This window comes from Bacillus sp. Y3 (assembly GCF_008123875.1).
GTDB lineage: Bacteria > Bacillota > Bacilli > Bacillales > Bacillaceae > Bacillus > Bacillus altitudinis.
On record NZ_VSSC01000001.1, the window covers coordinates 575,877 to 600,113 of the forward strand.

23 protein-coding genes are annotated in these 24,237 nt (G+C 42.7%); 5 read left to right on the forward strand and 18 right to left on the reverse strand.

Going from position 1 to position 24,237, the window contains the following annotated elements:
- Nucleotides 1-32: 32 nt before the first annotated feature.
- Nucleotides 33-584: a chromosome-anchoring protein RacA gene (gene racA, locus FXF70_RS02920; RefSeq protein WP_148779805.1), complete on the forward strand. Its 552-nt coding sequence runs from the start codon at nt 33-35 to the stop codon at nt 582-584.
- Between the two features lie 35 nt (nt 585-619).
- Here the strand turns inward: racA and FXF70_RS02925 are convergent, their stop codons facing one another.
- From FXF70_RS02925 to FXF70_RS02970, 10 genes are all read right to left on the reverse strand, one after another.
- Nucleotides 620-1,576, reverse strand: coding sequence for an AEC family transporter (locus tag FXF70_RS02925; protein WP_017368214.1), 957 nt, complete (start codon nt 1,574-1,576; stop codon nt 620-622).
- A gap of 91 nt (nt 1,577-1,667) precedes the next feature.
- Nucleotides 1,668-3,368 (reverse strand): oxaloacetate-decarboxylating malate dehydrogenase, encoded by a 1,701-nt coding sequence (gene malS / locus FXF70_RS02930; protein WP_081114219.1) that lies wholly within the window; start codon nt 3,366-3,368, stop codon nt 1,668-1,670.
- Between the two features lie 279 nt (nt 3,369-3,647).
- Nucleotides 3,648-4,250: a thymidine kinase gene (locus tag FXF70_RS02935; protein WP_007497666.1), complete on the reverse strand. Its 603-nt coding sequence runs from the start codon at nt 4,248-4,250 to the stop codon at nt 3,648-3,650.
- 87 nt (nt 4,251-4,337) lie between these two features.
- A complete protein-coding gene (gene rpmE, locus FXF70_RS02940; protein ID WP_003215407.1) occupies nt 4,338-4,538 on the reverse strand; it encodes a 50S ribosomal protein L31 in 201 nt (66 codons plus the stop codon).
- 130 nt (nt 4,539-4,668) lie between these two features.
- Nucleotides 4,669-5,952 carry a transcription termination factor Rho gene (gene rho, locus FXF70_RS02945; RefSeq protein WP_007497667.1) on the reverse strand — a complete coding sequence of 428 codons (1,284 nt, stop codon included), beginning with the start codon at nt 5,950-5,952 and terminating at the stop codon, nt 4,669-4,671.
- Between the two features lie 364 nt (nt 5,953-6,316).
- Entirely contained in the window at nt 6,317-7,282 is a 966-nt protein-coding gene (glpX, locus tag FXF70_RS02950) for a class II fructose-bisphosphatase (protein WP_007497670.1), read from the reverse strand.
- 32 nt (nt 7,283-7,314) lie between these two features.
- Nucleotides 7,315-8,604: a UDP-N-acetylglucosamine 1-carboxyvinyltransferase gene (locus FXF70_RS02955; RefSeq protein ID WP_007497673.1), complete on the reverse strand. Its 1,290-nt coding sequence runs from the start codon at nt 8,602-8,604 to the stop codon at nt 7,315-7,317.
- A gap of 246 nt (nt 8,605-8,850) precedes the next feature.
- A complete protein-coding gene (gene fsa / locus FXF70_RS02960; protein WP_003215343.1) occupies nt 8,851-9,489 on the reverse strand; it encodes a fructose-6-phosphate aldolase in 639 nt (212 codons plus the stop codon).
- 111 nt (nt 9,490-9,600) lie between these two features.
- The gene (locus FXF70_RS02965; RefSeq protein WP_007497678.1) at nt 9,601-10,458 is read right to left on the reverse strand and encodes a class II fructose-bisphosphate aldolase; all 858 of its coding nucleotides are present in this window, start codon (nt 10,456-10,458) and stop codon (nt 9,601-9,603) included.
- Between the two features lie 178 nt (nt 10,459-10,636).
- On the reverse strand, nt 10,637-11,011 hold the full coding sequence (locus FXF70_RS02970; RefSeq protein ID WP_003214681.1) for a response regulator: 375 nt from the start codon (nt 11,009-11,011) through the stop codon (nt 10,637-10,639).
- Nucleotides 11,012-11,191: 180 nt separating this feature from the next.
- On the opposite strand from FXF70_RS02970, the gene FXF70_RS02975 reads away from it, so the two are divergent.
- The gene (locus FXF70_RS02975) at nt 11,192-11,722 is read left to right on the forward strand and encodes a DUF2529 domain-containing protein (protein WP_035389805.1); all 531 of its coding nucleotides are present in this window, start codon (nt 11,192-11,194) and stop codon (nt 11,720-11,722) included.
- A 41-nt stretch (nt 11,723-11,763) separates the two neighbouring features.
- On the opposite strand, the gene pyrG is transcribed toward FXF70_RS02975, so the two are convergent.
- Both pyrG and rpoE read right to left on the reverse strand, forming a co-directional pair.
- A complete protein-coding gene (pyrG, locus tag FXF70_RS02980; protein WP_017360053.1) occupies nt 11,764-13,371 on the reverse strand; it encodes a glutamine hydrolyzing CTP synthase in 1,608 nt (535 codons plus the stop codon).
- A 238-nt stretch (nt 13,372-13,609) separates the two neighbouring features.
- Complete coding sequence (gene rpoE / locus FXF70_RS02985) at nt 13,610-14,146, reverse strand: DNA-directed RNA polymerase subunit delta (protein WP_035389808.1); 537 nt, start codon at nt 14,144-14,146, stop codon at nt 13,610-13,612.
- Between the two features lie 377 nt (nt 14,147-14,523).
- On the opposite strand from rpoE, the gene FXF70_RS02990 reads away from it, so the two are divergent.
- Nucleotides 14,524-14,997: a DUF2798 domain-containing protein gene (locus tag FXF70_RS02990; RefSeq protein WP_224559426.1), complete on the forward strand. Its 474-nt coding sequence runs from the start codon at nt 14,524-14,526 to the stop codon at nt 14,995-14,997.
- A gap of 13 nt (nt 14,998-15,010) precedes the next feature.
- Here FXF70_RS02990 and FXF70_RS02995 read toward each other — a convergent pair whose 3' ends face one another.
- The 6 genes from FXF70_RS02995 to FXF70_RS03020 all read right to left on the reverse strand — a co-directional run bounded on the left by FXF70_RS02995 (nt 15,011) and on the right by FXF70_RS03020 (nt 21,897).
- The gene (locus tag FXF70_RS02995) at nt 15,011-15,208 is read right to left on the reverse strand and encodes a hypothetical protein (protein ID WP_017368219.1); all 198 of its coding nucleotides are present in this window, start codon (nt 15,206-15,208) and stop codon (nt 15,011-15,013) included.
- Nucleotides 15,209-15,340: 132 nt separating this feature from the next.
- Complete coding sequence (locus FXF70_RS03000; RefSeq protein WP_017368220.1) at nt 15,341-16,483, reverse strand: acyl-CoA dehydrogenase; 1,143 nt, start codon at nt 16,481-16,483, stop codon at nt 15,341-15,343.
- A 16-nt stretch (nt 16,484-16,499) separates the two neighbouring features.
- On the reverse strand, nt 16,500-17,612 hold the full coding sequence (locus FXF70_RS03005; protein ID WP_081114223.1) for an acyl-CoA dehydrogenase family protein: 1,113 nt from the start codon (nt 17,610-17,612) through the stop codon (nt 16,500-16,502).
- Nucleotides 17,613-17,623: 11 nt separating this feature from the next.
- A complete protein-coding gene (locus FXF70_RS03010) occupies nt 17,624-18,487 on the reverse strand; it encodes a 3-hydroxybutyryl-CoA dehydrogenase (RefSeq protein WP_148779806.1) in 864 nt (287 codons plus the stop codon).
- 19 nt (nt 18,488-18,506) lie between these two features.
- A complete protein-coding gene (locus tag FXF70_RS03015; protein WP_148779807.1) occupies nt 18,507-19,682 on the reverse strand; it encodes an acetyl-CoA C-acetyltransferase in 1,176 nt (391 codons plus the stop codon).
- 103 nt (nt 19,683-19,785) lie between these two features.
- Entirely contained in the window at nt 19,786-21,897 is a 2,112-nt protein-coding gene (locus FXF70_RS03020) for a (Fe-S)-binding protein (protein ID WP_017360061.1), read from the reverse strand.
- A 143-nt stretch (nt 21,898-22,040) separates the two neighbouring features.
- On the opposite strand from FXF70_RS03020, the gene cls reads away from it, so the two are divergent.
- Together cls and uvsE are read left to right on the forward strand one after the other, a co-directional pair.
- A complete protein-coding gene (gene cls, locus FXF70_RS03025; RefSeq protein ID WP_148779808.1) occupies nt 22,041-23,237 on the forward strand; it encodes a cardiolipin synthase in 1,197 nt (398 codons plus the stop codon).
- Nucleotides 23,238-23,249: 12 nt separating this feature from the next.
- Nucleotides 23,250-24,212 carry a UV DNA damage repair endonuclease UvsE gene (uvsE, locus tag FXF70_RS03030; RefSeq protein WP_148779809.1) on the forward strand — a complete coding sequence of 321 codons (963 nt, stop codon included), beginning with the start codon at nt 23,250-23,252 and terminating at the stop codon, nt 24,210-24,212.
- Nucleotides 24,213-24,237 lie beyond the last annotated feature (25 nt).

Genomic DNA, 24,237 nt, shown 5'->3' on the forward strand with positions numbered 1-24,237 from the left:
ACTTGTAATTGAAAAAAGGGAGGGCATTTGGTTTGAATACAAATGAGGTTGCAAAGGAAATTGGTGTATCTTCAAAAACCATTCAGCGCTGGGTCAAACAGCTCAACATCCCTGTCGCCCGGAATGAACTAGGACATTATGAATTTCATGATGACATTGTCCAGCTGCTCAAAGAGGTCCAACACCAAATGAACGAAGGTGTGATTCTCCATGACATTAGACTGCCGATCCATGAAGAAACCGCCCAGCAATTATCACCTACTGTAGAAACTTCTGACTCATCAAAACGGATAGAAGCCTTAGAAAAACAAATGAAACAGCTCCTTCAAGAGCAATCACACGTCAGTCATATTGAAGCGCGTTTTCAAGAAATGGAACGGAAACTCGCTAAGAAAGCAGATGAAGGCGTTTCCTACCAGCTCCTCCAGCACAGAAGAGAAATTGAAGAATTAACTGCAAAATTAGAACGCCTCACAGCCACATTGACAAAACCAAAACCATTAAAAGAAGAAGAAAAGGAAAAGGCACACCCCGAAATGAAAAAAAAGCGTGCACTCTTCCCTCTGTTTCATTCATTTCGCTAAGAAAGGCTGCCTAACGAGGCAGCCTTTCTACTATATTATACGGTAAGTGCAATAATGATCGGTAATGTAATGAGTGACATGATCGCACTGATCACAAATGCCGATGCTGTTTCTGCTTCCTGTTTCTCAAATCGAGTGGCGATCATGGCCGCAACAGCTGAACCTGGGAAGGCAACAAGCAATACAGCTTTTGTAATTTCATCCGCCGAAAGACCCATAAGAATGGCGATAAAATACATAAGTAACGGTTGTACAGCTACTTTGAGCAATGCGATACTGAAAGCTGGTAAGCTCAGTTTAATTTTGCGGATACCGACTGTGACACCGACTGCAAAGAGCGCAACCCCTGATGTCACACTTCCAATTTCCTCTAGCATTTCATGTCCGATTTCAGGAAGTTTAAATCCTAAAAGAACAAGAATGATACTTGCTAACGGTGCAAGCGCAAGCGGCTCTGATAAACCGTGCAAAATCGCTTTCGTCGTCATTTTTAGGAAACTTTCGCCGTCTTTGGCTTTTCCTTTTGTTTTTTCACCGACAGTTGACACAATAATAGCAATTGGATCAAGCAATGCATTTACAACTATTCCGGTAATAGCAATCGGAATTGCAACTTCTTGAGCCCCAAATAAACTGCCCAAGACCGGAATCCCCATAAATGCAAAGGTCGGTTGTGCTGAGTTTAATGAGAAAACAGATGAATCTGTTAAATCATATTTAAAAGCAAATTTCGTAACTAAAAGGATAATGATATAAAAGCCTACGATTCCGAAAATCAATGCAACGAAAAATGGAATTTGACTATAGAATTTATCTTTTGGTGTTGACAGAATGCTGGCGATAAAGTGCGCTGGCAAAGCATACTTTGTAACAAGTGTACTTACACCTTTTGCAGATTTAGCGTCATAGCTGCCGAAGTTCCCTGCGAACCAACCCAGCGCGATAACGAAAAAAATCGGTGCTAGGAGGATCAAAATATTTAAAAAGTCCATCTTACTATTCCTCCTTGAATCCTTTACATGTTTCTTATTTTATAGCGGCATTGCTTACATTACCCGAAACAATGCCGCGTTACACATTTTATTATGCTCTTACAATTTTTTTATATTCAGGAATCCACATAGCATCTTTCACAGCTTGTTCAATGTTTTCAGGTGTTTTTCTTGCGACACCATCTTTAATTGCTGCTTTTGCCACTTCAATAGCTACTTTGATAGAAACTTCTTGTAACTTATCAATGCTTGGAAGTAGACCAGCACCTGGTTTATCATGATCAACCATTTCAGCAATCGCATCCGCTGAAGCAACGAACATGCCTTTTGTGATGATTTTTGATTCCGTTACGATTGAACCAAGACCAAGTCCAGGGAAAACGAACGCATTGTTTGATTGTCCGATTTCATGTTCAATTCCGTTATACTCGACATTTTCGAATGGGCTTCCAGTTGCAACAAGCGCACGACCGTCTGTCCATTTGAATAGATCTTCCGGTACTGCTTCAGCAAGTGGAGTTGGGTTAGACATCGGCATGATCACTGGACGCTCAGTATGAGCTGCGATTTCTTTAATAATTTCTTCAGTGAATGCGCCGCCTTGACCTGATGTACCAATAAGAATGGTTGGCTTCACCCTGCGAACAGCTTCAGCAAATGAGATTTGTCCTTTTTCATCACGAGCCCAGCCTTCTACTTCATCAGAAGAACGAAGGTATGGTTTTTGGAAATCAAGCACTTCATCTTCAAACTGATCTGTTAGTAACCCTCTGTAGTCTAACGTCCAAAATGCATTGTTTGCTTCTTCTTCACTTAGACCTTCAAGAACCATTGTGTCACGCATTTGATCGGCGATTCCGATTCCAGCAGATCCAGCTCCGAAAATCATCACACGGTGATCTTTCAATTGAGTACCAGTTTTCTTGACAGCTGCAAGAACACCCGCTAAAGTAATGGCACCAGTACCTTGGATATCATCATTAAATGTTAAGATGTTGTCGTTGTATTTTTTCATGATGTTACGCGCATTTTTGTTTCCAAGGTCTTCCCAGTGAAGCAATGCTTTCGGGAAGAATTTAAGTGCTGCTTTTACATACGCATCAATGAACTCTTCGTATTTTTCACCTTGTACACGTTTGTGGTGGTTCCCGATGTACAATGGATCATTTAATAATTTTTCATTGTTAGTTCCAACATCTAATACAACTGGAATGACGCGGCTTGGATCAATCCCTGCTGCAGCCGTGTAAACAGCTAATTTACCAATTGCGATGTTGATACCACCAACACCCCAGTCACCAATTCCAAGAATACTCTCAGAGTCAGTTGCTACGATGAGGTCGATGTCGCCTGCTGTTGCATGTAAGTTTTCAAATGCTTTCTCAATACCGTCAATGTTGTCGATTGAAAGGTAGACACCATGAGGTCTTCTGTATTCATGGCTGTATTCTTGAATCGCTTCACCAACAGTTGGTGTGTAAACAACAGGAAGCATTTCACGAAGCTTGTCCGTTAGAAGCTTATAGAATAATACTTCGTTACGGTTTTGCAAATCACTTAAGTATACGTTTTGACGAAGACGATCTGGCTGAGCTAGAAATTGCTTGTATGCTCTCTCTGCTTGCTGTTCTAAAGTCAGAACAGTTGGAGGAAGTAATCCTTCTAGTCCAAGCTCTTGTCTTTCTTCTTCAGAGAAAGCAACGCCTTTGTTCAACGTTGGAATCGATAATACATCTTTACCTGTCAAAGTGGTTTCGAGGTACCCTTCTTTTGTTTTCTTCACGTTGTTCATCAAAAACTACCCTCTTTCTAAAATATAAATAAAGTGAACTATTAATACAAAGAACGATCAAGGAGAAAAATCCTTAATCAAAAAAATTATGACAAGAAATCGAACTTTTCGTTTAAATGCTTTACACTACAGTTAGTCATTTTATGCCTGCTTATACCAAAACGCAAGCGTTGAAAATTAGATAATTTTTTCGTAGCGTTATTTAATTTATTTAAGTACAAATGATGGGTGTTCAGCCAAAATCTCGAAAAACGAAACACAGCGGCATTTGCTATTTTTTTAATTGTCAAGTGTTGTACCAACATCTAGTTTTGGTACTTCATGGTGATGTCTGCATCGTGCTTCGTATGATTCCTGCGCACCTACTAAAATAATGGGATCATCATAGGATGCGGGTTTACCGTCGATCAAGCGTTGTGTTCTACTCGCTGGGGAGCCGCATACCGAACAAACTGCTTGAAGTTTTGTTACAAGCTCTGCACATGCCATTAAATGCGGAACAACACCAAATGGCTCTCCTCTGAAGTCTTGATCAAGGCCTGCAACAATGACTCGGTAGCCTTTATCAGCCAATTGAGTGACAATATCAATGATTGTCTCATCAAAAAATTGCACCTCATCAATGCCAATGACATCGGTTCGTTCTGATATGTGCGTTATTATGTCTTTTGGTGAGGTTACTGCAATCCCATCGACCGATGAACCGTTATGTGACACAACTGAGCTTGTGCTATACCGGTTATCAATCGCTGGTTTGAATATTTTTACTTCTTGTTTGGCAAAGGTGGCTCTTTTGGCTCTCCGAATCAATTCTTCCGACTTTCCAGAAAACATACTTCCGCAGATGACTTCAAGCCAACCGCTTTGTTTCATCACATACATAAGGTCTTCTCCCCCGTTTTAAAGTTCCATCAATCCACGTAAAAAAACAGGCAAGAACGGATTCCTGCCTGTTTATTGTATCTATTATTACTTAAGACCGTATTTTTTGTTAAAGCGGTCAACACGTCCATCAGCAGAAGCGAATTTTTGACGGCCTGTATAGAAAGGATGGCACTCAGAGCAAATCTCGATGCGTACCTCTTCTTTTACTGATCCAGTTTCAAACTCATTTCCACAAGCGCATTTGACTGTAGCTTTTTTGTAGTTAGGATGAATTCCTGTTTTCATCTACTGTCATCTCCTTCCGCCCTGAATCCAATTCGGAAACAGAGTTAATATCTCAGAATAAATTCTGAAACGCACATGATAAAATTATAACAGTGTAAGTCTATGATTGCAAATGTATTTTTTCAGGAAGCTATCTTCTTGATGCAGACATATTTGCTTGTTTCCACTCTTGCGTTAAAATATCGAAAAATTCTTGGTTTGTCTTTGTTTTTCTCATTTTGCGCATGAATTTCTCAGCGAAATCAGGTGTATCTGACATTGATTTTCTCATCGCCCATAGACGATCAAGATGCTCTTTAGGCACAAGCAGTTCTTCTTTTCTTGTACCGGAACGACGAATGTCGATGGCTGGGAAAATTCTTCTTTCTGCAAGAGAACGATCTAAATGGAGCTCCATATTTCCTGTTCCTTTAAACTCTTCATAAATCACATCGTCCATACGTGATCCCGTATCAACAAGTGCAGTAGCTAAAATGGTCAAGCTTCCACCTTCTTCGATGTTACGCGCAGCACCAAAGAAACGTTTTGGACGGTGGAAAGCAGCTGGATCAATACCGCCGGAAAGCGTTCGGCCGCTTGGCGGGATGACAAGGTTGTATGCCCGAGCAAGCCTTGTGATGCTGTCCATTAAGATGATGACATCTTTTTTATGTTCAACTAGACGCATCGCACGCTCTAATACAAGCTCTGCTACTTTAATGTGGTTTTCCGGTACTTCGTCAAAGGTTGAACTAACGACATCCCCTGCAACAGAACGTTCGATATCTGTTACTTCCTCTGGACGTTCGTCAATAAGAAGAACAATCAGTTCTGCCTCTGGATGATTTTCAGAGATGCTGTTGGCAATTTCTTTGAGCAAAATGGTTTTCCCGGCCTTAGGCGGTGCAACAATTAAACCACGCTGCCCAAACCCAACTGGTGCCATCATATCCATAATTCTAGTAGACAGGTGATTAGGCTGTGTTTCAAGAATCATTTGACGATCAGGGAATAGCGGCGTGAGTGCAGGAAAGTGAACACGTTCCTTAGCTGATTCTGGGTCGTCCCCATTTACCGCTTCGACATGAAGGAGGCCATAGTAGCGTTCATTCTCTTTTGGAGGTCGTACCTTTCCAGACACCTTATCACCATTTCTTAAATCAAAGCGTCTGATTTGTGAAGCTGAAATATAAATGTCTTCAGAACTTGGGGAGTAGTTAATTGGTCTTAAGAAACCAAATCCCTCTGACTGAATAATTTCTAGAACCCCTTCCATAAATAAGAGATCCTCTTGCTCAGCGTTCGCCTTTAAGATGGCAAAAATTAATTCTTTTTTTGTTAGTTTGCTGTAATAAGAGATTTTGTACTTTTTTGCTAACTCATACAGCTCTTTTAATTTCATATTTTCCAAAGATGAAATCGAAACATCTTTCAATATGGACACCACACTTTTCTAGTCAATGTATTTCATTACGAATGCATGACTATTGTATTTGATTAGCTTTTAATTCCGTTTTTGTTGGAATGACCTCGCTCTCATGGTAACGCTCCCACTCGTTTTATCGTAAAGATAGGAACAATGTGAAATTGAGCTTTGTCAACATAGAGAAGGATAATGAGTATATCGTCATGATGCGGCAGTATTTAAACTTGTTGAAGCTTAAAAGAAGTAAATTCGCAGAAAATTTCGCAGCACTCTTTAGTTTTACCTCATTTGCAGGGAATATTCAACTTTAAAAAGAAAATGATATATATTTGACACCTATATGAAAAGCGGGTAAAGAATACCCGCTTTCAGATTACGGACGAATGACAAGATTCGGTTTTTTCTTTAAACTGTGTCTGCCATCGACGAATCGAACAGTACCTGATTTCGCACGCATGACAACACTATGTGTTGTTCCAACAGAGCCTTTAAATTGAACACCTTTTAATAACTCACCATCTGTTACACCTGTCGCTGCAAAAATGGCGTCATCGCCTTTCACGAGGTCTTCCATTCTGAGGACTTTTCCAACATCCAGCCCCATTTTCTCACAGCGTCTCAGCTCTTCTTCACTTTGTGGAAGAAGCTTACCGTGGATTTCTCCACCAAGTGCTTTAAGCGCAACAGCAGAAAGGACACCTTCAGGCGCTCCACCTGAACCAAATAGAATATCAACACCTGTGTGATCAAATGCTGTATTAATGGCTCCTGCAACGTCACCATCATCAATCAACTTGATTCTTGCTCCAGCTTCTCTCAGCTCAGCAATGATCTTTTCATGTCGCTCTCTGTTTAAAATTGTCGCAACAACATCTTCAATATCTTTGTTTTTCGCTTTTGCAACAGCACGAAGATTGTCAATGACAGGCGCTTCAATGTCGATGCAGCCTACCGCTTCTGGACCTACTGCGATCTTATCCATGTACATATCAGGTGCATTCAGCAAGTTGCCATGATCTGCAACAGCGATAACAGCTAAAGCATTCCAGCCGCCGCTTGCCACAATATTTGTTCCTTCCAATGGATCAACAGCGACATCCACGCGAGGTCCATATCCGTTTCCAAGCTTTTCCCCAATATAAAGCATTGGCGCTTCGTCCATTTCTCCCTCGCCGATGACCACAGTTCCCTTCATCGGAATCGTATCAAATACATCACGCATGGCACTTGTTGCAGCATCATCCGCTTCGTCTTTTAAACCTCTACCCATCCAACGAGCAGATTTTAATGCAGCTGCTTCTGTCACCCGTACTAGTTCCATCGATAAACTTCTTTCCATTTTTGTCCAAATCTCCTCTCACAGTCAAAGCCTTATGAATTTTGAAGTTCTTCTATTTCTTGGTCATTCAGCTTTTCACGCCAGATGGTTGCACCCAAGCCTTCAAGCTTCTCCTCAAGCATACTATATCCTCTGTCTATATGTTCAAGCCCTGTGATTTCGGTCACACCGTCTGCCATTAACCCTGCAACAACGAGACAAGCACCTGCTCGCAGATCACTTGCTTTGACCTTTGCACCTTGAAGCTGCGTTTGACCTGTAATAATGGCAGATCTTCCTTCCACCTTCATATTAGCACCCATTCGACGCAATTCGTCAATGTGTTTAAAGCGGGCAGAGTAAATGGTATCTGTCACGACACTCGTGCCTTTCGCTTTTGTTAACAAAGCCGTCATCGGCTGTTGAAGATCGGTCGGAAAGCCCGGATACACAAGAGTTTTGATATCGACAGGCTTGAGTCCTTCATTTCTGCCAACGATCAGCATTTGATCGTTGCTTGTTTCAATTGTGAACCCCATCTCTCTAAGTTTCGCCGTAATTGATTCTAAATGAGTTGGGATCACATTATCAAGCACAACTTCATCCCCCATCGCTGCACCTGCAATTAAAAATGTACCTGCTTCTATGCGGTCAGGGATGATGGAATGCCTGCAGCCATGAAGAGATTCCACACCTTCGATCCGAATCACATCCGTCCCCGCACCTTTGATTTTAGCTCCCATGCTTGCAAGCAGTGTTGCTACATCAATAATTTCGGGTTCTTTTGCGGCATTTTCAATCACTGTTTTCCCTTCAGCTAGCACGGCTGCCAGCATGATATTGATGGTCGCACCTACACTGACAACATCAAGATAAATACGGGCTCCGACTAATTTTTCAGCGCGCAAATAAATCGCACCCTGTTCGTTTGTCACCTCGGCTCCAAGTGCTTCAAAGCCTTTGATATGCTGATCGATCGGTCTAGGTCCTAAGTGACATCCCCCTGGTAATCCAATGACAGCCTGCTTGAATCTACCGAGCATGGCGCCCATTAAATAATAGGATGCTCGTAGTTTCTTCACTTTCCCATTAGGAAGCGGCATACTGATCATGGAGGCAGGATTGACAACCATCTCACCTTTTTCAAACGTGACCTTTCCGCCAATCTCTTCTAACAGATCTCGTAATGTGTCAATATCTGAAATATGCGGAAGGCCTTCAATGGTTACTGGAGAATCAGCGAGAATCGTGGCAGGAATCAGTGCCACAGCACTATTTTTCGCACCACTAATATGTACGGTCCCGCGCAAGGGGTCACCGCCGGCAATGTTTAACTTTTCCATATTTGTCTCCCTTCTTAAAGAAGATCACTGTTGGAGTTATACTGTTTGTGGATGTCGCGCTTTAAAAGGTCTTGTCCAAAATTTAGCCAATATCAAGAGAAAGAATACAGGTTAAACGAAATTTGTCGGAAGAAAAATAATCGAAGCTTTGCGAGGCTGTGATGTTCTCTTCTTTGCACAAAACATTTCTTAGCGTATTTAAGGAAAACTGCGGCAAACGGATGCGTATCCGTCTGCCACAATCACTTATTTATTCCAGTCTGCTAAAAATTGCTCAATGCCTGCATCCGTTAATGGGTGTTTTGTCAGCTGCTTGATGACTTTCAGCGGCATTGTGCCGATATGAGCACCTCTAAGCGCAGCTTCTGTCACATGTTGCGGGTGACGAATGGATGCAGCAATGATTTGTGTATCTAATCCATGAACATCAAAAATGGTTTTCACTTCACTAATGAGATCAAGACCATTTTGGCCAATGTCATCTAAGCGGCCGAGGAATGGAGAGACATACGTCGCACCAGCTCTAGCTGCAAGAAGTGCCTGGTTTGCACTAAAAATCAACGTGACGTTTGTTTTAATCCCAAGGTCTGTTAACGCTTTGACCGCTTTAAGACCGTCTGTTGTCATTGGGATTTTCACTGTGATATTTGGTGCAATAGCAGCCAGCTCTTTTCCTTCTTCGATCATTTCTTCTGCTTTGAGGGAAATGACTTCTGCACTAACTGAACCTGATACCACGTCAGTGATTTCACGAAGGCGGTCGTGGAACGATACGTCCTTTTCTTTCGCTACTAAACTAGGGTTTGTTGTCACGCCTGCTAAAATGCCAAGCTCGTGTGCCTCTTTGATGTCTGCGATATTCGCTGTGTCTACGAAAAATAACATAACTGTGCCACTCTCCTATCAATAAATTGTCTGAAATGTAAATTTGATTGCGCTTTCTCAAGATATGGAGAAAACCGCCTGTGACTCAGGCGGCTTTCGGTTCTCATCAAATTATGCTTGGTTAGAAGAACCAAATTCACGCATTTTGCCGATAACAGTCGCTTTAATTGCGTCACGAGCTGGTCCAAGATATTTACGTGGATCATACTCTTCTGTTTTTGCAGCAAGTGTTTCGCGAACTGCTTTCGCAGAAGCAATTTGGTTTTCAGTGTTTACATTGATTTTTGCTGTACCAAGTGAAATCGCACGCTTGATGTCAGCAGTTGGGATACCTGTTCCGCCGTGAAGAACAAGTGGAAGTCCAGTTGTTTTACCGATTTCTTCCATTTCAGCGAAACCAAGGTTTGGTTCACCTTTGTATGGACCATGAACTGAACCTAGTGCAGGCGCAAGGCAGTCAATACCAGTACGTTCTACAAGCTCTTGGCACTCTTTTGGATCAGCATAAATAACGCCCTCAGCGATGACGTCGTCTTCTTGTCCACCAACAGTTCCAAGCTCAGCTTCTACAGATACACCGTGGAAATGTGCAAGCTCAACTACTTTTGCAGTTGTCGCTACGTTCTCATCAAATGGATGGTGAGAAGCATCAATCATCACAGAAGTAAATCCTGCATGAATCGCTTTTGCACAAGATTCAAAGCTTGAACCATGATCTAAATGAATCGCAACAGGAACTGTTACATTATATTCTTCGATTAACGCTTTTACCATTGCGACAACTGTTTTGAAGCCGCCCATGTAGCGTCCTGCTCCTTCAGATACTCCTAAGATAACTGGAGATTTCTCTTCTTCAGCAGCTTGTAAAATCGCTTGCGTGAATTCTAAGTTATTTAAGTTAAACTGTCCAACAGCGTAACCTTTTTCCTTTGCGTCTTTCAACATTTCTGTCATTGAAACTAAAGGCATGATGAAAAATCCTCCCTATGTAGCTAATTTGCTTACTAAAAAAAGCTCTCCACCCTAGCATGACCAGAATTTCTCGCCATATGTAAACTTTCAAAGTCAGATCGCTTTCTTCTTCTTATCTAGAATACCAATTATTCGACAAATCGGCAACAGAATGACTTGATTCAATCATTTCCATCTAGCCATTTGTTTCGAGCGGCAAGTATTCTTTGACCGCATCACGGATTTCATCAATATCAAATGGTTTAGCAAAATGCGTTAATGCACCGAGCTCTTTAGACTCTTGAATCATATCTAGTTCGCCATAAGCTGTCATAATGATCACGCGAATGTCTTCATCAATTAATTTCATGCGTTTTAAAATCTCAATGCCATCCATTCCGGGAATTTTCATATCAAGCAGGACAAGGTTTGGTCTATGGTTTTTCACAATATCTAATGCCTGTAGTCCGTTAGCGGCTTGAAAGGTTTGATAGCCTTCTTTATGAAACACTTCATTCAGCAATATTCTAATACCGTACTGATCATCGACAATTAAAATTTTCTCATTCATCTGTTACACCCCATTGCTTTCATTTTTCGCCATAAAAAGAGCTGTTGTTAAATAATTCTGTTTGATTTTCACATTTCCTTTAATTATAATAGTTTACTTTACGACATTTTCTGAGCATTTTTCCTAATATTCTCTTTATATTCTATTATAAAATGATCTGACAGAAGGAGGAAATGAGTCTTGTTAAAAATTTTCACTACCCAATTATCAGGTATTTTTTCACGTATTGGAGATAAGCAGGCCGAAGCGATCGAAGACGGTGCACGCCTTCTTGCTCAGGCCGTTGTCAGTGGACATGCCGTGTATTTCCATGGCAAGAATGAACTGGCGGCTGTAGCCTTAGAGGCATCTGAGAGCAAGGAGCCTTTTCCGGGTGCGAAGGTTCTGCCGCTGGATCAAAAGGAGCGCAGCATACTTCATCCAAGTGACAGGGTGCTTTTATTTTATTCAGATCCAGAAGATCAAGAGATTCAATCCCTTGTTAAAGAGCTGCACGAACAAGGTACACCTATTGTCGGGGTCGGTCCTGCACAAAAGGAGACATCATTTATTGAAGAGCATTGTGATGTCCACATTGATTTTCAGCTCAAAAAACCACTTGTGCCTGCAGAAGATGGAACAAGGTTCGGCTATCCTGCACTGATGACCTGCTTATATGTCTACCATGCTCTATCGTTTACTGTGAAAGAAATCGTTGAGGAATATGAATAAAAAAACTGCCGAGAAGATGATATTCTCGGCAGTTTTTTGTTTTATTTTGACTCAGATGCCTGTAGTGAAGCACCAACGAAATCTCTAAATAACGGCTGTGGTCTTGTTGGTCTTGAAATGAATTCTGGGTGGAACTGAGAAGCAAGGAACCATGGGTGATCCTTCAGTTCAATGATTTCAACAAGGCGTCCGTCTGGGCTTGTACCAGAGAAGACAAAACCTGCTGCTTCCATTTGCTGTCTGAATTCGTTATTAAACTCATAGCGATGACGGTGGCGTTCGTACACGACTTCGTCATTGTATGCAGCAAATGCTTTTGAGTCTTCGTTTAATTTACAAGGGTATAGGCCGAGGCGAAGTGTTCCACCTAAGTCATCAACATCCTTCTGTTCTGGAAGAAGGTCGATGATTGGGAATGCTGTTTCTGGATCAATTTCAGCCGAATGTGCTCCCTCTAAACCTAGTACGTTTCTCGCATATTCGATAGATGCGACTTGCATACCTAAGCAGATTCCGAAGAATGGCACTTTGTTTTCGCGCGCATATTGTGTTGCAATGATTTTCCCTTCTACTCCGCGGTCTCCGAAGCCTCCAGGAACAATAATGCCGTCTACATCTTGAGCGAAATCAGCCATATTCTCTGCTGTGACTTCTTCTGCGTTGATCCATTTGATTTGAACATCCGCATCAAATGCATAGCCCGCATGACGAAGGGATTCAACGACAGAAATGTATGCATCTTGCAGCTCAACATATTTCCCTACTAGACCAATCGTAACTTGTTTTGAAAGGTTTTGTACTTTATCAACAAGCGCCGTCCACTCCGTCATGTCCGCATCTTGACAGTCAAGCTTCATGTGCTCACATACAAGCTTGTCTAATCCTTGTTTTTGTAAATCAAGCGGAATCGAATAAAGGGTATCTGCATCCTGACATTCGATGACTGCTTTCGTATCAATATCACAGAATAGCGCAATTTTGTCCTTCATGTCTTGTGCCAATGGCATTTCAGTTCTGACCACAATGACGTTTGGCTGAATACCTAGACTACGAAGTTCTTTTACACTATGCTGTGTTGGTTTTGTTTTCAGTTCGCCTGCAGCACGGATGTAAGGAACAAGAGTACAATGAATGTACATCACGTTTTCACGGCCGATGTCACTCTTCATTTGACGAATCGCTTCAAGGAATGGAAGGGATTCGATGTCTCCTACTGTTCCACCGATTTCTGTAATGACCACATCTGCACCCGTTTCTTTCCCGGCACGGTACACACGGTCTTTGATTTCATTTGTAATGTGGGGAATAACCTGTACTGTTCCACCTAAGTAGTCGCCGCGACGCTCTTTCTTCAAAACAGTAGAGTAGATTTTACCTGTTGTAACGTTGCTGTACTTATTTAAGTTAATGTCAATGAAACGCTCGTAGTGACCTAAGTCAAGGTCTGTTTCAGCACCGTCGTCTGTAACAAATACCTCACCGTGCTGGTATGGACTCATTGTCCCTGGGTCTACGTTGATATATGGATCAAATTTTTGAATGGTGACATCCATCCCTCTATTTTTCAGAAGGCGGCCTAACGATGCAGCCGTGATCCCTTTTCCAAGTGAGGAAACAACTCCTCCTGTTACAAAAATATACTTTGTCATTTCGTATGCTCCTCTCTTTTTTACCCTTGCATGACTAGACATGCACAGCTTCATCCTTTTAGAGTGTATCCCTAAATCTCTTGAAAAATAAGAAAGCTCCCTTTCAAATAAATGAAAGGGAGCGTAAATGAACGTATCTTTACGTACTCTTTTTTAGAGAGCCCAAAATACATACTACATAGTTCGCTCTGGAAAGTCAAGACGGTTTTGTCCTGTTTTCAGGACCGGTTTGTGAGGGTTATTTGTCTTCCTCATCATCGTCTAAATCGTCTTCATCAATTTCCGTTAAGCCGTCATCATCTTCATCATCATCTTCGTCGAAGTCTTCTATCTCTTCATCGATTTCTTCATCATCTAGGTCAAGGTCCTCGTCGTCTTCAACAAGATCAAGATCTTCTTCAAGTTCGTCGATTTCTTCTTCCTCTTCAATATCATCGAAGTCTTCTTCAACGACAGCAGCTTTTGTTTTTTTCTTTTTCGCTTTTGTTTTCACAGCTGGCTGAACTTCTTCTTCGATTTGATCAACTGGATACCAGCTGCGAAGTCCCCATCTCTGATCACCTAACGAAATAAAGCGGCCATCTATATTTAAGTCTGTATAAAATTGAGCAAGTCGATCATCAAGATCAGATTTTTGTATCCCTTGCAAACGGACCATTTCATCTATTAACTCGGAAAACGTAATCGGCGTTTTGCTGTCTCTGAAAATTTCATAAGCAAGTTCAACTAAAGACATTTGTTTGAGCTGTTCCTGTGAGTATTCTTTCAAACTCAAGGTCAGACACTCCCTTTCTATTACATGTATGTATCCATTTATCAGTGAAATAATAAGTATTTATACCTTATTCTTACGACAAACCATACCTCTCATTATAAACAAATTAGGGGAGTTTATGCCACCTTTATTGATGTTAATTTTTGATTTTTTCACAAGAGAAGCCTCTAGCGGTCAATCATTTGTGCCGAATTGGCATAATTCATGTGTGAAGTACACATTTTGCATGCTTTTTTGTCTTCTCTTTTGATGAATACAAAGCCATTTACTCTTCTTAAAAAAGGGGATTTATTCCTTCACAAAATGTTCACTTACGACGAATTGAAACAGAAATCTATAATAAATAGACTAATTTTGAGAGGTTGATCAAATTGCCAATGACAAAAAAAGAAGATATACAATTTGGTGTCTTGATGTGTTTTTGTATGTTTTCAGTGATGTTCTTTTATAACCTATTTTTAAATGGACGGCTTGGACATATGACATGGTTAGAAGGTGTACTCACCTATGTGATCGGTTTTGCCATCACGTTGTTGATTGAGATGTGTATTGTTGGGCCTTCAGCAAAAAAAGCAGCCAACCGTTTTGCCCCAAAAGGCAAGAAAATCTATTTTATTCTTACTCTTTCTATCTTTATCGTGTTTGGGATGGTGTGTCTCATGTCTTTATGCGGATATGTTGTTCAAAGCATCGGCACAGGATTTCAAACACAATCGATTCTATCTGATTACTTAACGATTTTCGGCCATAATGTCATGTTGGCGTTCCCTTTGCAGATGTTGATTATGGGACCACTCGTCCGTTTTGTTTTCTTCAAATGGATGAAATTAAAACAGACAGCAGCGGTTTAGTCGAAGGGATATGTTACAGCTGGATATTCTGAATGAGTGAAAAAACCAAAGGTACGGTGAATAAAGTGCCCGCAGACATGAGTACAATGAGTTTTCTGCGGCTGTTTTCTTTTTCTTCCTTCTTTTTTGGAGAATTTGAAAGCTCTGTGGAGACCATAATCCATATGATCATTGTGACGATTCCTAAAATGCCAATCAATGTTGTGTTCATCATGATAACCTCCATTTTGATTCTTTTTCCAATTTTACCATAACGATCAGGTGATATGAGATCACATTGGAGAGGATTTCACATTTGAGACAAAAACAGACCACCTCACATCAGGTGGTCTTTACTTGGTTTCTACATATCTAGCAGTTTCCGTGAGATGACCAGCCGCTGGATTTCTTGTGTACCTTCATAGATTTGAGTGATTTTCGCATCACGCATGTATCGTTCGACTGGGTAATCCTTTGTATAGCCGTATCCACCAAAGATTTGTACGGCTTCTGTCGTCACCTTCATGGCTGTATCACCGGCAAAGAGCTTGGACATAGCTGATTCTTTCCCATACGGAAGCCCTTTTGTTTCAAGCCATGCTGCCTGATAGGTGAGCAGTCTTGAGGCCTCAATTGCCGTTGCCATATCCGCTAACTTAAAAGCAATGCCTTGCTGCTGAATGATTGGTTTACCGAATTGTTTGCGCTCCTTTGCGTAATTGACTGCTGCATCCAGAGCACCTTGAGCAATACCAACAGCTTGTGCGGCAATACCGTTTCTGCCGCCGTCAAGTGTCATCATCGCTATCTTAAAACCTTCGCCTTCTTGACCAAGCCGGTTCCTTTCGGGTATACGACAGTCTTCAAAGATGATTTCTGTCGTTGGCGATGAGCGGATGCCCAGTTTGCTTTCTTTTTTGCCTATTGAAAAGCCTTGCGTCTCTTTTTCTACAATAAAAGCGGTTGTATTGCGGGATGAAGCATCCTGGTCAGTAACAGCAAACACAATATAATAATCCGCAATGCCTCCATTGGTAATAAAAATCTTTGCACCGTTCAAGACGTATTCATTCCCTGCTTTTACTGCTGTTGTTTTCATTCCGCCGGCATCTGAGCCCGAGCCGCTCTCGGTCAGTGCGTATGCGCCGATCTTCTGACCCGCTGCAAGCGGCTTTAAATACGTCTCCTTTTGCTCATCTGTTCCGAATGTATAGATCGGCCATGAAGCGAGTGATGTGTGAGCAGACAGGGTGACACCTGTAGAGGCGCACACTCGCGAGAGCTCCTCAACCGCTATGACATAGGCCAAATAATCACTACCAATCCCTCCATTTTCTTCTGGCCAAGGGATTCCCGTTAAACCAAGCTCTGCCATTTGACGAAAAATAGCCGGATCATACGATTCTGTTTCATCTCGCTCTGCTGCTGTTGGCTCCACTTCATTTTTCGCAAAATCTCTCACCATTTTTTGTATCATTTCGTGTTCGTCACTTAATTGGAACTGCATCATGAGCCACCTCACTTCATATTAGCTGTTTACAAATAACCAGCCTTTGTATTTCACTTGTTCCTTCATAAATCTCACAAATTTTCGCATCACGAAAGTACCGCTCTGCTCGGTATTGCTTCGTGTAACCGGCTAGACCAAGCAAATGGATGACTTCTGTACTAATATCAACCGCTGTTTTAGATGCAAATAACTTCGCCATCGACGCTTCCTTCGTGACAGGGCGATTGGCCTCTTTATAAGAGGCGGCTTGATAGACAAGAAGTTTTGCCGCTTCTAGCTTGGTGCCTAGATCGCCTAACCGAATGGTCGTTTCAAGGCCAGCTGGGTGCTGCTTTAAATACGTCACCGCCTCATCTAATGCGGCTTCTGCAATGCCAAGGCTTTGAGCCGCAATGCCAATTCTCCCCGCATTTAAGCTAGACATGGCAATCCGAAAGCCTTCTCCTTCTGCACCGAGCAGCTGTTTTTTTGGAATTCGAACACCGTCAAAATGAAGTGTGACTGTTTTTGATCCATGCAGGCCCATCTTCTTCTCATCTTTTCCAATCGTAAATCCTGGTGTCCCTTTCTCCACAATAAACGCTGATATATTTTTCTTAGCAGAAGCAGGGTCTGTCACAGCAAATACAAGATACACTTCCGCTTCACCGCCGCTTGTGATAAAAATTTTCGTTCCATTTAACACATAGTGATCGTCTGCCCGCTCTGCTTTCAACTGAATACTAGAGGCATCTGATCCTGCCTTCGGTTCAGTTAGACAAAAGGCGCCCAGCTTCTGCCCGGACGCAAGCTTGGGAACGTAGGATTCTTTTTGTTCAGTTGTTCCAAACGCCAAAATCGGCATCGTCACAACGGATGTATGAACGGATACAATGACACCGATGGTTGCACTTACTTTGGATAATTCATGAATCGCCATGATATAGGTTGTAAAATCTGCCCCTAATCCGTGATACTTATCTGGGATCGGAATGCCTAAAAAGCCTTGCCGACCCATTTCAGCTAAAAGCGTTTTCGGGAACACGCCCTGTTCCATCGCTTCTATTTCAGGGAATACATGCTGGCGTGCAAATTCTGCTACTCGTTTTCTCCAAAGACGTTGTTTTTCTGTCAGCAACACATCCATCTTGACTCCCCCTATGAGTGGCCGTGGTAAGTGTAAAAACCTCTCTTTGTCTTTTTGCCCAGCCAGCCTGCGTTCACGTATTTTTTCAAAAGAGGACAAGGTCGATATTTGCTATCTCCAAGACCCTCGTGAAGGGTATTCATAATAAATAAACAAGTATCGAGCCCGATGAGGTCGGCGAGACGAAGCGGGCCCATTGGATGGTTCATTCCAAGCGTCATGATGCCGTCAATACTTTCTACATCTGCCACGCCTTCATAAAGGGTGTAAATGGCTTCATTGATCATTGGCATCAAAATGCGATTTGACACAAACCCAGGGAAGTCTTCCACTTCAATTGGGGTTTTGTCTAATGTCTTTGCGGTGTCAAAAACAAATTGGTACGTGGCATCATCCGTTTGTAGCGCACGGATTACTTCCACAAGTTTCATCACGGGAACTGGATTCATAAAATGCATGCCAATCACTTTCTCAGGCCGTTTCGTCACGGCTGCTAATTCTGTGATCGACAAGGAAGACGTATTTGTCGCAAATATCGTGTCATCAGGTGCAAATTGATCGAGGGTTTCAAAGATTTGTTTTTTGATCTTCATTTGTTCAGATGCGGCTTCAATCACTAAATGCGTCTGCTGTACATCCTTTAAATCTGTTGAAACAGCCAGTCGCTGTGTAATATCACGGACTGCCTGATGTGCCATCTTTCCTTTTTCTGCTCGTTTCGTCAGTTGTTTGGTCATAGAGGAAATGGCTCGATGAATCTGCTCCTCTTCCGTATCATGGAGCAGGACGGTATAACCTGACTGTGCAAATACTTGGGCAATACCTGAGCCCATTTGACCAGCCCCAACGACCATGACGGTCTCTTCTATACTCATGACAATGAACGCCTCCCTTTTAATCCACCTTGATCATGATCGCATCACCTTGACCCCCGCCGCTGCAAATCGCCGCAATGCCGATCCCGCCGCCTCTTTGTCTGAGTGCATGGATCAAGGTCAATATAATACGTGTTCCGCTTGCTCCAATCGGGTGACCAATCGCGACTGCCCCTCCGTTCACATTCATTTTCCACCGATCCAGCCCAAGCATTTTTTCGCATGCCAATGCAACCGCTGAAAAAGCCTCATTGATTTCAAACAAATCGATATCCTCTACTCGCTTCCCTGTTTTCTTTAACACTTTTTCGATGGCATAGGCTGGTGTTTTCGGAAAGTCCTTTGCCTCTACTGCCACTTGCGCATGCCCAAGCACAACTGCCATAGCTTTTTCACCTTGCTGCATGGCGTATGTGTCTTTCATTAATAGAAGCGCACTTGCACCATCATTGACACCCGGTGCATTGCCAGCGGTAATCGTACCTGCCTGATCGAAAACGGGCATCAGTTTTGACAAACGTTCATATGACGTATCACGCCGCGGGGCTTCATCTTCTGAAATCAGCTGATCTCCTTTTTTATTCTTGACGGTAACGGGGATGATCTCATTTTTAAAAAAGCCGCTTTTTTGCGCCTCAATGGCTCGTTCATGACTTCTTAACGCCCAAAGGTCTTGTTCTTCTCGTGTAATGTCAAGCTCTTTCGCCGCCATGCTTCCATACTCACCCATATGAACACCTGTAAACGAACAGGTTAATCCATCTAAAATCATGGCATCTTGTACAGCACCATCTCCCATTTTGTAACCCCATCGTGCTTTTTTTAGAAGATAAGGAGCATGGGACATGGATTCCATGCCGCCTGCCACGATCACCTTTGCATCTCCCGCTCGAATGATTTGATCGGCTGTCGTGACACTGCGCATTCCTGAAGCACAGACTTTGTTAATGGTTTGCGTCGGAACCGACCAAGGAAGATCTGCATGTCTAGCTGCCTGTCTTGAAGGAATTTGACCTTGTCCTCCTTGAAGGACACTACCCATGATGACTTCATCCACTTCATGAACATTTGAGGCTCTTTCCAGCGCAGCTTTTATCGTCATCCCGCCTAATTCTGCAGCAGTCAAACGACTTAAAGTTCCACCTATTTTCCCAAATGGTGTTCTCGCTCCAGATACAATGACCGTCGTGCTCATTTCTTTCCCCTCCTATTTGTTACCGCTTACATAAATGCTAGACAGCACTTAAAACATCGGCATCTATCGACCGATGAACAGAAGATCCATCGGCCTGACACCTTTATGAAGCCTGCGTTCTCGTTTCGCCAAACACTGATTTTTCAAGAAGTTCTGCGACATCAAATGTTCCGACCTGCTCTTCTACTTCCTTCGCTTTCGTCCCATCCCCAAGCATGGTTAAACAATATGGGCATCCTGAGCTGATGATGGATGGCTGTACCTGTAAGGCCTGCTCCGTCCTCGCTGTGTTAATTCGAGTACCTGTCTCTTCTTCCATCCACATTAAGCCGCCGCCGGCACCACAGCACATCCCGGATTCACGATTCCGTTCCATTTCTTTCAGTGTCACACCCGGAATGGATTTTAAAATATCTCTTGGCGGATCATAGACCTCGTTATATCTGCCTAGGTAGCAAGAATCGTGGAAAGTAATGACTTCGTTCACTTCATGAATAGGCGTTAATTTCCCCTCTTTTACTAGCTCTGCCAGTAATTCTGTATGATGGTACACCTCTGCCTCGAGCCCGAAGTCTGGGTATTCATTTTTAAATAAATTGTAAGCATGCGGATCGATCGTGACAATTTTGGTTACGTCATTTTTTTGGAATTCTTCGATGTTCTTTGCAGCAAGCTCTTGGAACAAAAATTCATTCCCAAGTCTTCTCGGTGTATCGCCTGAGTTTTTCTCTTTATTGCCTAGGATGGCAAAAGAAACCCCTGCTTCATTGAGCAGTTTTGCAAAGGCAAGAGCAATCTTTTGGCTTCTATTGTCATATGCACCCATCGATCCAACCCAGAATAAATAGTCAAAGGTCTGATCTGCTTTTTTCAGCTCTTTCACTGTCGGAACATGAACATCTTCTCTTAGTTCACGCCAGTTTTCTCTTTCTTTTCGGTTCAATCCCCATGGGTTCCCTTGGCGCTCGATGCTTGTCATCGCACGCTGTGCATCTGCGTCCATTTTTCCTTCAGTCAGCACTAAGTATCTGCGCATATCAATGATTTTGTCGACGTGTTCGTTCATGACAGGACACTGATCTTCACAGTTTCGGCAGGTCGTGCATGCCCAGATTTCTTCTTCTGTAATGACCTCACCAATGAGAGAAGGATGATACATTGCGCTCGCCGCAGATTCTTCCGCTCCGGCTCCTCTTGCCTGTAATGCCAGCTGATTTCCTGTCGTCTGCTTGAAAGCAAGCTGCGGAACCCACGGTGTCTTTGAAGTAATGGCAGCCCCTTTATTTGTTAAATGATCTCTTAATCGTAAAATCAAATCCATTGGAGACAGCATTTTCCCCGTCCCTGTCGCCGGGCACATATTCGTACAGCGCCCGCACTCCACACAAGCGTAAAGATCGATCAGCTGAGATTGACGGAAATCTTCAATTTTCCCAACGCCGAACGTTTCTTGTGTCTCATCTTCAAAATCAATTTTTTGCAGTTTGCCTGGCGGGTCCAATCTGCTGACAAATACGTTGACCGGGCCAGCGATGAGATGGGCGTGCTTAGACTGCGGGACGTACACTAAGAACGTCAGTAAAATAAGAAGATGCACCCACCATGCGACATAGAACACAATTGTTGCTGCAAGTGGTGACAGCCAGCCCAGCAAGAAAGCAATGCCGGAAGCAATTGGCTCAGTTGCTGATAGTGAGTGCCCATGCCAAATGATGTTCATTCCGTTTCCCAGTAATACGGTCAGCATCAATCCGCCAATAAACAAAAGGACAAGCCCTGACTTAAAGCCCCTTTTTAAACGGACTAACTTCTCGACATATCTTCTATGGAACGCCCAAACCACCGCCACTAAAATGAGAAGTGTGACTACCTCTTGGAAGAACGTAAAGACACCGTAAAGCGGACCTAATGGTAGCCCGCTGTCTGGAACAAGTCCCTTCATAATAAAATCAAGGGCTCCGAACTGCACTAAAATAAATCCATAGAAAAACAGCACATGAATGATGCCGCTCTTCTTGTCCTTCAGCAGTTTCTTTTGCCCAAACACATTCACCCAAACACGTTCTAAGCGTTTTTTCATGTCTTTTTGAAATTCTTCTTTTTTGCCAAGACGAATATACGCCGCTCGTGTTCGAATGAGATAAATAAACAAATACACAGCGTAAGCGGTCACTGCCGCAAATGCAATCAAGTTAACAATTAAAAGGCTATTCATCTTGCTCCCCCTTTCATTCCCCAAGACCCACTTTGTTCCGTTTCCATGTTGTACCTCTATCATAAATAATGAATGAGTATTCAGTCAATATTTTTTGCCCATTTGGGTACACTATCGTCATATGTAAAAAAGGAGGAACCTTCATGATCGCATGGATCATTCTACTCGTCGTCTTCGTCATTGTTCTACTCGTCAGGCTAGATCTTTATATAGGGAGAAAATATTTTTCTACCCATGCTTTTGAACGGTCTTTTGACCAAACAAGCGGCGATGCAGCCTTTTATCATGATGGCGAACCACTGTTTGATCAGCTTCTTACGGATATACAGCAAGCCTCTTCTTCTATTCATATGATGTTCTTTATTGTAAAGAACGACAAGATTGGGCAAAGGATTCTGCAAGCACTTAAAGCGAAAGCAGAGCAAGGTGTTTCGGTTTTTTTGCTCACTGATCGGTTAGGCTCCTATCCATTTGATCAAACATCCATTCAGATGCTAGAAAAAAGCGGCATTCAATTTTACTTTTTAAACAAACCACGTTTTCCTTTTTTCATTTATCGTTTGAACATGAGAAATCACCGGAAGATCACGGTGATTGATGGGAAGATCGGCTACATTGGCGGGTTTAATATCGGCGATGAATATGTAGGGAAAAACGGCAGGTTTGGCATTTGGAAAGACTATCACCTGCGCATGACAGGACAGGTTGTCGCAGACCTCCAGCATGTATTTCTGAATGATTTGTACCGGTCATCTGGTATTCACCAGCTGCAATACGAGGTTTTTCCTACACTGGAACCGGGAACATTACAGTGCACAACACGTGCGACGGCAGGTTTTTCTTTAGAGGCTTTATTTCTTCACGATATTCAACAAGCGAAAAAGCAAATCACCATCTGCACGCCCTATTTTATTCCATCAGCTCCTCTTCTAAGCGCCCTTCTTGACGCACGGAAGCGAGGCGTGACTGTCGACATTATCATCCCAATGAAGGCAGATCACCCGCTTGTGAAAGAAGCTGGATTTCATTATTTGAAAGATCTGATCGCTGCTGGATGTCTTGTGTATCGTTTTTATAAAGGGTTTTATCATGCGAAAGCCATTCTCATCGATCATAGCCGTTGTATGATCAGTACGGCGAACTTTGATAAACGAAGTTTGTTTTTCAACGAAGAAGTGGATGTGGCCATTGATGATCCCGCCTTCACCTCACATGTAGAGGAAAAGATTCGTGAACACATGGAAGTGTCAGAACTGATGACTGAAGAAAAATACAAACAGCGCCCACTTCTCACGCGTCCAATTGAGTGGATAGGCGCCCTGTTCTCGTATTTTTTATAAAGGAGTTGACCTATGCGTTATCGATTTGGTTATGTATCCAACGCCGTCACTTTATGGGAAGCTTCACCTGCCAAGTCGCTGACCTTTGCAAGATACAGTAAACTCTCAAAGAAAGAGAGGACAGAGGCTCTATTGCGAACGACGAAAGCCAACCTCGTCAATACATTAAGAACGCTTTATTTTGCGATTGCCCATGATATTCCGCTTTACCGTTTTTCAAGCTCGATTGTCCCGCTCGCCACCCATCCTGAGGTGCGGTGGGACTTTGTGACACCCTTTCGCAAAGAATTTCTAGAGATTGGTCAACTCGTAAAGCGGCACGGATTACGAGTGAGCTTTCACCCCAATCAATTTACTTTGTTCACAAGTCCAAAGCCATCTATTACAGAAAACGCCGTCATTGATATGACCTATCATTATGAAATGCTTGAGGCCATGAAGCTTGAAAAGGAAGGCTATATGAACATTCATGTCGGAGGTGCATATGGCGACAAGGCATCTGCTTTACAGCGTTTTGATGAAAATATAAAGCAGCTTCCTGCACATATCAAGGCGAGAATGACGCTTGAAAATGATGACAAAACCTATACGTCATTAGAAACGCTTGATGTTTGTGAAAAGCATGGCATCCCGTTTGTATTTGATTACCACCATCACATGGCAAACAAAGATGATGATGCGGCACTTGATGACATTTTGCCAAGAGTGTTTGACACGTGGGCAAACACTGGCATACCGCCTAAAGTCCACTTATCCTCACCAAAATCAGACAAGGCGATACGGAGCCATGCGGATGGTGTGGAGATGTCCTTTGTATTGCCACTTTTTCAAGCTTTAAAGCCGTATGGTCGTGATGTGGATTTTATGATTGAGGCAAAGAAAAAGGATCAGGCTTTGCTCCGTCTTGTTGAGGAGCTGTCAGCGATCAGAGGCAATCGGCGGACGGGCGGAGGCACCATTGAGTGGAAATCGTAGAGAAAGGTTTACCTCTATCACAACG